Source organism: uncultured Methylobacterium sp., assembly GCF_964244095.1.
GTDB lineage: Bacteria > Pseudomonadota > Alphaproteobacteria > Rhizobiales > Beijerinckiaceae > Methylobacterium.
Genome location: NZ_CAXTHR010000163.1, coordinates 1 through 9,057, shown reverse-complemented (window position 1 = coordinate 9,057; position 9,057 = coordinate 1). Strand labels below are relative to the sequence as shown.

11 protein-coding genes are annotated in these 9,057 nt (G+C 70.2%); 6 read left to right on the top strand and 5 right to left on the bottom strand.

Features of this window, described 5'->3' with window-relative positions:
* The 5 genes from ACFE86_RS19320 to rpsF form a co-directional block, all read right to left on the bottom strand.
* On the bottom strand, positions 1-1,303 hold a 1,303-nt coding region (locus ACFE86_RS19320), incomplete at its 3' end, for a replicative DNA helicase (protein ID WP_375456945.1).
* A gap of 418 nt (positions 1,304-1,721) precedes the next feature.
* Positions 1,722-2,294 carry a 50S ribosomal protein L9 gene (rplI, locus tag ACFE86_RS19315; RefSeq protein ID WP_375456944.1) on the bottom strand — a complete coding sequence of 191 codons (573 nt, stop codon included), beginning with the start codon at positions 2,292-2,294 and terminating at the stop codon, positions 1,722-1,724.
* Between the two features lie 43 nt (positions 2,295-2,337).
* Positions 2,338-3,405: a hypothetical protein gene (locus ACFE86_RS19310; protein ID WP_375456943.1), complete on the bottom strand. Its 1,068-nt coding sequence runs from the start codon at positions 3,403-3,405 to the stop codon at positions 2,338-2,340.
* A 136-nt stretch (positions 3,406-3,541) separates the two neighbouring features.
* On the bottom strand, positions 3,542-3,811 hold the full coding sequence (gene rpsR / locus ACFE86_RS19305; protein WP_375456942.1) for a 30S ribosomal protein S18: 270 nt from the start codon (positions 3,809-3,811) through the stop codon (positions 3,542-3,544).
* A gap of 3 nt (positions 3,812-3,814) precedes the next feature.
* Positions 3,815-4,291 (bottom strand): 30S ribosomal protein S6, encoded by a 477-nt coding sequence (rpsF, locus tag ACFE86_RS19300; protein WP_375456941.1) that lies wholly within the window; start codon positions 4,289-4,291, stop codon positions 3,815-3,817.
* A gap of 515 nt (positions 4,292-4,806) precedes the next feature.
* Between rpsF and ACFE86_RS19295 the strand changes: the two genes are divergently transcribed.
* From ACFE86_RS19295 to era, 6 genes are all read left to right on the top strand, one after another.
* Entirely contained in the window at positions 4,807-5,121 is a 315-nt protein-coding gene (locus ACFE86_RS19295) for a hypothetical protein (protein ID WP_375456940.1), read from the top strand.
* 121 nt (positions 5,122-5,242) lie between these two features.
* Positions 5,243-5,989, top strand: a complete 747-nt coding sequence (locus tag ACFE86_RS19290; RefSeq protein ID WP_375456939.1) for a pyridoxine 5'-phosphate synthase — start codon at positions 5,243-5,245, stop codon at positions 5,987-5,989.
* Positions 5,986-6,441, top strand: a complete 456-nt coding sequence (gene acpS / locus ACFE86_RS19285) for a holo-ACP synthase (RefSeq protein WP_375456938.1) — start codon at positions 5,986-5,988, stop codon at positions 6,439-6,441. Before ACFE86_RS19290 ends, acpS begins: the two co-directional genes overlap by 4 nt.
* Before the next feature lie 84 nt (positions 6,442-6,525).
* Positions 6,526-7,323: a signal peptidase I gene (lepB, locus tag ACFE86_RS19280; protein WP_375456937.1), complete on the top strand. Its 798-nt coding sequence runs from the start codon at positions 6,526-6,528 to the stop codon at positions 7,321-7,323.
* 8 nt (positions 7,324-7,331) lie between these two features.
* Positions 7,332-8,102, top strand: a complete 771-nt coding sequence (rnc, locus tag ACFE86_RS19275; protein WP_375456936.1) for a ribonuclease III — start codon at positions 7,332-7,334, stop codon at positions 8,100-8,102.
* Between the two features lie 5 nt (positions 8,103-8,107).
* Positions 8,108-9,057 (top strand): GTPase Era (gene era / locus ACFE86_RS19270; RefSeq protein WP_375456946.1); only part of this gene is annotated, 950 nt, incomplete at its 3' end.

Genomic DNA, 9,057 nt, shown 5'->3' with positions numbered 1-9,057 from the left:
GCTTCTTGTTGTTGACGTAGTATTCCTCGCGGAACACGAACATCACCACGTCGGCGTCCTGCTCGATCGAGCCGGATTCGCGCAGATCCGAGAGCTGCGGGCGCTTGTCGTCGCGGTTCTCGACCTGGCGCGAGAGCTGCGACAGGGCGATGATCGGCACGGAGAGTTCCTTGGCCAGGGCCTTCATGCCGGTGGTGATCTCGGTCATCTCCTGCACGCGGTTGTCGCTGCGCTTGCCTGAGCCGGAGAGCAGTTGCAGGTAATCGACCACCAGCACGTCGAGGCCCTTCTGGCGCTTGAGGCGGCGGGCACGCGCGGCGAGCTGCGCGATCGAGATGCCGCCGGACTGGTCGATGTAGAACGGGATCGTCTGCATGTCCCGGGCCGCGTCCGTGATCTTGTAGAAGTCCTCCGGGCGGATGTCGCCGCGGCGGATCTTGTAGGAGGGCACGCCCGATTGCTCGGCGATGATGCGGGTGGCGAGTTGTTCGGCCGACATCTCCAGCGAGAAGAACCCGACGATGCCGCCATTCTTGGTCTTGATCGTGCCGTCGGCCTGCTTCTCGCCCTGGTAGGCCTTTGCGATGTTGAAGGCGATGTTGGTCACGAGCGCGGTCTTGCCCATCGCCGGGCGCCCAGCGAGGATGATCAGGTCGGACGACTGCAACCCGCCCATCTTGGCGTCGAGGTCGGTGAGGCCCGTGGCGATGCCCGAGAGCTTGCCCTCGCGCTGGTAGGCTTTGGCCGCCATGTCGACGGCCGCCGTCAGCGCGTCGGAGAACTTCTGGAAGCCGCCGTCGTACTTGCCGGCTTCCGCCAGCTCGTAGAGGCGCCGCTCGGTCTCCTCGATCTGGTCGCGGGGCGCCTGCTCGACCGGCGCCTCGTAGGCGCCGTTGACGAGGTCCTCGCCGATGGTGATCAGCCGGCGCCGGATCGCGAGGTCGTAGATGGCGCGGCCGTACTCGCCGGCGTTGATGACGGTGCTGGCGTCGGCGGCCAGCCGCGCGAGGTACTGCATCACGGTCTGGCCGCCGAAATCGGCGTCGCCCAGGTAGGTCTTCAGGGTGATCGGGGTCGCGAGCTTGCCCGCCTTGATCAGCGAGGTCGCCACCTGGAAGATCTGCTGGTGGGCGTCCTCCATGAAGTGCTCGGGCAGCAGGAAGTCCGAAACGCGATAATACGCGTCGTTGTTCACGAGCATTGCGCCGAGCAGCGCCTGCTCCGCGTCGATGTTGTGCGGAGCGACGCGGTACTCCGCCTGCACTGCTTCGAGCTTGGCCGTCAGGGCGTTGGGCAGGGCCATCGGGCAGGCTCCGAATCGATGCAGGCCTGAGGCGGCGCCACATCCTGAAAATGATCCGACGACCATGGCACCGTCATGGTTGACCGATGCTTAGCCGCCGTCTTCCGACCGGGGTCGGCCTTGAACGCAGGACGCCCGCCCCCTTCGCAGAGGGCGGGCGTCCATGCTGGAACAAATCAAGAACCTGTCAAGTTTTTCGGGTCGCTGTCCCTGTTCTCACCGGGATTCACAGACAGGCAGTGCCCTCCCCCCTCTGCGGAGGAGGTTGGCCCGCGAGCTAAGTCGGCAGAGGGGAGCGCCGCGTCCGGACCTGTCGCTCCCCTCTCCCGACCCTCGCTCACGCGAGGGCCACTCTCTCCCGCAGAGGGGAGAGGGGAAGATGCGCGTCGCCCTATTCGCCGGAGCCGGCCGAAACCGTTCAGTTCCGGTCGTCGGCGCCCTCGCCGGCATCGGCCAGCGCCTTGCCGACTTCGAGGCCGAGGTCGTCGAGGTTGAACGCCTCACGCTCGGTGACGGACTCGCCACGCGCCTGGCGCTCGGCCTCCTCGGGGCTGCGGGCGACGTTGACGGTGACCTTCACGTCGACCTCGGGGTGCAGCACCACCGGGATCACGTGCAGGCCCAGCGTCTTGATCGGCTGGTTGAGGGTGAACTGGCCGCGATCGACCGTGAAGCCGTCCTTGGCGACGACCTCGGCGAGGTCGCGGGTCGAGACCGAGCCGTAGAGCACGCCCGACTCGCCGGACTGGCGGATCAGCACGAAGCTCTGGCCGTCGAGCTTCTCGGCGACGGCTTCGGCGTCCTTCTTGCGGTCGAGGTTGCGCGCTTCGAGCTGCGCGCGCTGGGTCTCGAAGTGCTTCTTGTTGCCCTCCGTCGCGCGCAGCGCCTTGCCGCGGGCGAGCAGGAAGTTGCGGGCAAAGCCCGGCTTGACGTTCACGGTCTCGCCCATCTGGCCGAGCTTGGCGACGCGCTCCAGCAGGATCACTTCCATCGTCGTTGTCCTTATGCGGTGGTCCGCCGGGATGGCGGGGGTGTCAGGGTCTCGCGCCGCCCTTCGGCGGCCCTTGGGGACGACGCCGGTCGAGGGCGGTGTCGGCGAGGCCGAACAGGGTCAGCGCGACGAGGGCGATGCCCTGCGTCACGAACAGGATCAGGTAGAGGCCGAACAGCAGCGCCCCGCGGGCGGGCCGACCGCGGCTGCGGTCGTGGAAGGCGGCGAGCCCCTGGAGCGCGAAGACCGCGCTCACCGAGCCGACCAGCGCCGTGCCCAGCACGCCGGCATAGCCCGGCGCGAAGGCGAGGATCACGGCGATCGCCAGCAGCGCCAGCATGGCCCGCGGCATCACCGTCGCCGGGATGTCCGGCCAGGGGCGCGGCAGGCGGCCGGAGAACTGGACGATGCGGGCCGAGGCCCAGAGGTAGAAGGTCAGGAGCAGGGCGAGCCCGTTGGCGGCGAAGGCCGGCACGGCACGCGCGAGCGCGTCGGCGAGGTCGGCCTGGGGGCCGGTCTCCGCGGTGACCGCCTCCGCGGGCGCGGGGCCCTCGCTCCCGCCCGCATCCTTTGCCGTATCCTTGGCCGTATCCTTGGCCGCATCCGTCCCGGCATCTTTGCCCGCCTCCGGCCGCGCGGGCGCAGGGGGCTGGTCGCGCATCTGCGCCCGGACGAGGGTGCCGGCGAGCCCCCGAAGCTGCCCCTGGAACGCCTCGTGGCTCGGCGAGGCCATGACGGCGATGGCGATGAAGGCGAGCGCCGCGGTGGCGCCGGTCCAGCCGAGCAGGCGTCCGGTCGGGTACCATTCGAGGCTGCCGTCGGCGTTCGGCCGGCCGAGCAGCGCGAGGTAGGCGAGCCACCACGCCGGCAGGGCGAGGTAGGCGGCAAACCCCAGGCCGAGGAACGGCGTGATCACCACGGCGAGGGCGAGGCTGCCGGAGACGGCCGCCGCGAGCGCGGCGCGCGGATTCCAGCCGAGGCCGACGATCAGGATCGGCAGCGGCGCCAGCAGGTAGAGGATGATCGCGAGCGGGGTCGCCTTCAGCAGCAATCCGAACAGGAGTGCCGAGACGAGGCCCGCGCCGATGCCGATGCCGAGGGTCTGGACCATGAAATCCGCTGTCCCGCCGCCCCGCGTCGTGCGGGCAGGGTTAGAGGCGTGGGTGCGCCCCAACGATCGGGCGGCGGCAGCCGTCGCCCGGGAGGGGCCGGCCCGGATCGACCGGGCCGGCGGATCGTCGAGAAGCCTACTTGATGACGTAGGGGAGCAGGCCGAGGAAGCGCGAACGCTTGATCGCCTGCGCGAGTTCGCGCTGCTTCTTGGCCGAGACCGCCGTGATGCGCGACGGCACGATCTTGCCGCGCTCCGAGACGTAGCGCGAGAGCAGCTTCACGTCCTTGTAGTCGATCTTCGGCGCGTTGGCGCCGGAGAACGGGCAGGTCTTGCGACGACGGAAGAAGGGACGACGACCGCCGCCGGCGCCGCCGCTGGCAGCGCCACTTGCACCGAATGCCATGGCTCAGTTCTCCCCGCCGAAGCTGCGCTCGGGCCGGTCGCCGCGGTCACCGCGGTCGCCCCGATCTCCACGGTCGCGGTCGCCGCCGAAGCCGCCGCCGCCGAAGCCGTCGTCGTCACGGCGGCGGCCGCGCTCGCGATCCTTGCGGTCGTCGCGGTCGCGCTTCTGCATCATCGCGGACGGCTCGGCCTCGAGCGCCTCGACGCGGACGGTCATGAAGCGCAGCACGTCCTCCGAGATCTGCATCTGGCGCTCCATCTCGGCCAACGCGGCCGGGGGCGCGTCGATGTTGAGCAGGGTGAAGTGCGCCTTGCGGTTCTTCTTGATGCGGTAGGCAAGGGACTTGACGCCCCACATCTCGATCTTCTCGAAACGTCCGCCGTTCTGTTCGACGACGCCCTTGTAGGTCTCGATCATCGTCTCGACCTGCTGGGACGTCACGTCCTGGCGCGCCAGGAATACGTGCTCGTAGAGAGGCATTTTCGGGCCCTTCAGCGTGAATGGGGCCCGGACATGCAGGTGCGCACGAGGAGTTCCGGGCCGGTTCGGTTCGCATCTCGCCCGGCGCCAAGCCCTCCGAGCCGTTGTGGGGCCCGAGCGGTTGATCGAAGGCGGAGACACGGGACGACGGGCTTTTCGCAGACGTCGCTGCGAGAACCCTGCGCCGAGAACGGCACCGTCCGTTCAGCCCCCGGCCGGAGCGAACGCGAAGGGCGGCGAGTATTCCTTTTTAGGCTCTTCCGCAAGCCCGGTCGCGTGTCCGCAAGCCCGGTCGCCAAGTCCGGCTGCGTGGGGAGCCGGCACGCGAGGCGCGCCGGCAACCCGCCGAAGGAACCGGACGGGAGCGGTGTTCCGGGACAGACCTCGACCGTATTCACGCTCCCTCATGCCAGCATTGCCGCAATGTGACGCCGAGGAAAACAAAACGCTTTTCGGCGAACCATTCGGCGCCTGCCCCGTTCTCTCATCACATCCCACGGTAGGAAGGATATTCCATGCGTAAGACCCTTATCGCCGCCACCGCCCTCATGTTCGCCCTGTCCGGCGCCGCCTTCGCGCAATCCACGACGGCTGCGCCCACCACGACGGGTACGCCCGGCTCGGCCACCGGCACCATGAACAATTCCGGCACCGGGAAGAGCAATTCCGAGACGATGGGAGGCGGGGCGATGCAGGGCGGCGCGATGAACCGCGGCGACATGCCGGCCACGACCGGCACAGCGACGGGCGGGACCGGTTCCATGGGCACCCGCGACAGCGGCAACATGGGCACGATGCCGAGCACGTCGGGCACCGCCCCGGCACGCTGAGCGCCGCCCACCGCGAGACTGAGGAAGGCCGGGCCTCACGCCCGGCCTTTTTTCGTGGCCGGATCGGGGGGGCGTGCCCTACCTCACCGGTCTCGATCCACACGAGAGAGACGATCGCCGGATGTCGGCACTTCCCTTGCGCCTCGGCGTCAACATCGATCACGTCGCCACCGTCCGCAATGCCCGCGGCGGCACCTATCCCGATCCGGTCCGCGCCGCCCTCCTCGCGGTCGAGGTCGGCGCCGACGGGATCACCGCGCACCTGCGCGAGGACCGCCGCCACATCCGCGACGCCGACATGGCCGCGCTCCGGCGGCACCTGAGCGTGCCGCTCAACTTCGAGATGGCGGCGACCGACGCGATGGTGGCGCTCGCTCTCGGGCTGAAGCCGCACGCCGCCTGTCTGGTGCCGGAGAACCGCGCCGAGCGCACCACGGAGGGCGGCCTCGACATCGTCGGCGGGCGCGACCACCTCGGGCCGCGCATCCGGGCGTTGGCGGAGGCCGGCATCCGCGTCTCGCTGTTCGTCGAGCCGGACGAGGCGGTGATGGAAGCGGCGCACGCGCTCGGCGCGCCGGTGGTGGAACTCCACACCGGCCGCTACTGCGAGGCCGTGGTCGCCGGCGACGCGGCCGCGAGCGCGCACGAACGGGCCCGCATCGTCCGCGCCGCCGGGCACGGGCAGCGCCTCGGGCTGGAGATCCATGCCGGCCACGGCCTGACGACCGGCAGCGTCGGTCCCATCGCGCAGATCTCGGAGATCCGCGAGCTGAACATCGGCCACGCGCTCATCGCCGACGCGATCTTCGTCGGCCTCGCCCAGGCGGTCCGCGACATGCGCGCCGCGATGGACGCGGCGCGGCGATGATCCTCGGCATCGGCTCCGACCTCTGCGACATCCGCCGGATCGAACGCTCGCTGGAGCGGTTCGGCGACCGCTTCACCCACCGGGTCTTCACCGAGGGCGAGCGCGCCACGTGCGACCGGCGGGCGGCACGCGCGCCCTCCTACGCGCGGCGCTTCGCCGCCAAGGAAGCCTGCGCCAAGGCGCTCGGCACCGGGCTCGCGCGGGGCGTGTTCTGGCGCGACATGGAGGTGGTGAACCTCCCCGGCGGCGCACCGACCCTGAGCCTCGCCGGCGGCGCGCTGGAACGGCTGACGACGATGCTGCCGGCGGGCCACGCGGCGAAGGTCCATGTCACGCTCACCGACGACCCGCCCATGGCGCAGGCGTTCGTGATCATCGAGGCGGTGCCGCACGACACGGCCCAGGACGTGCACGATCCGCGGCGCGTTGCGGGGGAACCGCGCTTGGTCTAGACCGCCGCGACAACGGACATGACGGGGCGCGGCGGGCAGGCGCCCGTGCGGGCCGTCGGCATCGTGCCCCGGACGGATCGACAGATGGAACGCGCACGCTTGGATCGGGACGGGAAGCACGAGGTCCGGGCGCAACCGGGCACCTGGGCCAGCATCCGCGAGACCCTGAAGGTCGGAATCCAGGCGCTGCTGATCGCGCTCGTGGTGCGCACGCTGCTGTTCCAGCCGTTCAACATCCCGTCCGGCTCGCTGATCCCGACGCTGCTGATCGGCGACTACCTGTTCGTGTCGAAATATTCCTACGGCTACTCGAAATACTCGCTGCCGCTGAGCGAGTACCTGCCGATGAAGGCGGAAGGGCGGGTCTGGGCGGCCGAGCCCAAGCGCGGCGACATCGCCGTGTTCAAGCTGCCCAAGGACAACGCCACCGACTACATCAAGCGGGTGATCGGCCTGCCGGGGGACAAGATCCAGATGCTCGACGGCGTGCTCAACATCAACGGCAAGGCGGTCAAGCGCGAGCGCATCGCCGATTACGAGACCATCGACCCCTACGGGCAGGCGACCAGGGTGCCGCAATACGACGAGACCCTGCCCAACGGCGTCGTGCACCACACGATCGAGCGCGACGGCGACAACGGCTTCTGGGACAGGACCGAGCTCTACACCGTGCCGGCGGGCCACTTCTTCATGATGGGCGACAACCGCGACAACTCCACCGATTCGCGCGATCTCGCCAATGTCGGCTACGTGCCGTTCGAGAACTTCGTCGGCCGCGCCGAGATGATCTTCTTCTCGATCGACGAGGGCACGCCCGCGTGGCAGGTCTGGAACTGGCCGGCCCACGTGCGCTGGGGCCGCCTGTTCTCGACGATCCACTGACCTCCGCCTTGACCGACGCCGCGCGCCCCTCCGCCCGCGCGCGGCGCGCGCCCCGGCCGAAGCCGGACCTTTCGCTCCTGGAAGCGCGGATCGGCCACAGCTTCGCCGACCCGTCGCTGCTCGCCCGCGCCCTGACCCATGTCAGCAAGGCGGCGGGCCGCGCCGGCAGCTACCAGCGCCTGGAATTCCTCGGCGACCGCGTGCTCGGGCTCGCCATTGCCGACCGGCTCTACGCCGCCTATCCGGACGCCGACGAGGGCGACCTGTCGCGCCGGCTGGCCGGGCTCGTGCGCCGCGAGACCTGCGCCGCGGTGGCCACCGCCTGGGACGTCGGTCCCCACCTCGTCCTCGGGCAGGGCGAGGTCTTGGGCGGCGGGCGCCGCAACCAGACGATCCTGGCCGACGTGTGCGAGGCGATCCTCGGCGCGGTGTTCCTCGATGCCGGCTACGAGGCGGCGCGGGCCATCGTCGAGGCCGCCTTCCGCCCGGCCGAGCCGACGGGGGCGCCGCGGGGGCGCGACGCGAAATCGGCGCTTCAGGAATGGGCGATGGCCCGCGGCCTCGCGATCCCCCTCTACGAGGTGGTCGAGCGCTCCGGCCCCGACCACGCCCCGCGCTTCCGCATCGCCGCCCGCGTCGACGGGCTCGAACCGGGGGTCGGCGACGGCCCCTCGAAGCGGCTGGCCGAGCAGGAGGCCGCCCGGACCGTGCTGGCGCGCGAGGGCATCATCGAGGGCGCCGGCCCGGATCCCGGCGACGCGGGCGAGGACCGGACATGAGCACGATGCCGCACGACGAGCCGCACGACGAGGCCGAGGACCCGCCGGAGGATCGCGCCGCACCCGCCCGCCCCGCCCCGAGCCTGCTGCCGGGCACGCCCACCGATGCCAGGGCCGGCTTCGTCGCGCTGATCGGCGTGCCGAACGCCGGCAAGTCGACGCTGCTCAACAGCCTCGTCGGCACCAAGGTCTCGATCGTCTCGCGAAAGGTGCAGACGACGCGCGCGCTCGTGCGCGGCATCCTGATCGAGGGCTCGGCCCAGGTGGTGCTGGTCGACACCCCCGGCATCTTCCAGCCCAAGCGCCGCCTCGACCGCGCGATGGTGCATTCCGCCTGGAGCGGTGCGGCCGACGCCGACGCGGTCTGCCTGCTGGTCGATGCGCGAAAAGGCATCGACGACGAGCTTGAGACGATCCTCGTCCGGCTGCCGGATGTCCGCCGCCGCAAGATCCTGATCCTCAACAAGATCGACCTGATCCTGCGCGAAAAGCTGCTGGCGCTGGCCGAGGCGCTGAACGCGCGCATCCCGTTCTCCGACACCTTCATGATCTCGGCCCTGAACGGCGACGGGGTCGTGTCGCTCAAGCAGGCGCTAGCCAAGCTGATGCCGGCCGGCCCGTGGCTCTATCCAGAGGATCAGGTCTCGGACGCGCCGATCCGCATGCTCGCCTCGGAGATCACCCGCGAAAAGCTCTACGACCGGCTGCACGAGGAACTGCCCTACCGCTCCACCGTCGAGACCGACCAGTGGCAGGTGCGCAAGGACGGCTCGGTGCGGATCGAGCAGACGATCTTCGTCGAGCGCGAGAGCCAGCGCTCGATCGTGCTCGGCAAGGACGGGCAGACCATCAAGGCGATCGGCACCGCGGCCCGCCGCGAGATATCGGAGGTGGCCGAGGCCACCGTCCACCTGTTCCTGCACGTGAAGGTGCGCGAGAACTGGGCCGACGACCC

Coding starts and splice junctions, on each gene's coding strand:
- rpsF (WP_375456941.1), bottom strand. CDS start 4,291: ATGCCTCTCTACGAGCACGTATTCCTGGCGCGCCAGGACGTGACGTCC.
- acpS (WP_375456938.1), top strand. CDS start 5,986: ATGATCCTCGGCATCGGCTCCGACCTCTGCGACATCCGCCGGATCGAA.
- rplI (WP_375456944.1), bottom strand. CDS start 2,294: ATGGAAGTGATCCTGCTGGAGCGCGTCGCCAAGCTCGGCCAGATGGGC.
- ACFE86_RS19290 (WP_375456939.1), top strand. CDS start 5,243: ATGTCGGCACTTCCCTTGCGCCTCGGCGTCAACATCGATCACGTCGCC.
- rpsR (WP_375456942.1), bottom strand. CDS start 3,811: ATGGCATTCGGTGCAAGTGGCGCTGCCAGCGGCGGCGCCGGCGGCGGT.
- lepB (WP_375456937.1), top strand. CDS start 6,526: ATGGAACGCGCACGCTTGGATCGGGACGGGAAGCACGAGGTCCGGGCG.
- ACFE86_RS19295 (WP_375456940.1), top strand. CDS start 4,807: ATGCGTAAGACCCTTATCGCCGCCACCGCCCTCATGTTCGCCCTGTCC.
- ACFE86_RS19310 (WP_375456943.1), bottom strand. CDS start 3,405: ATGGTCCAGACCCTCGGCATCGGCATCGGCGCGGGCCTCGTCTCGGCA.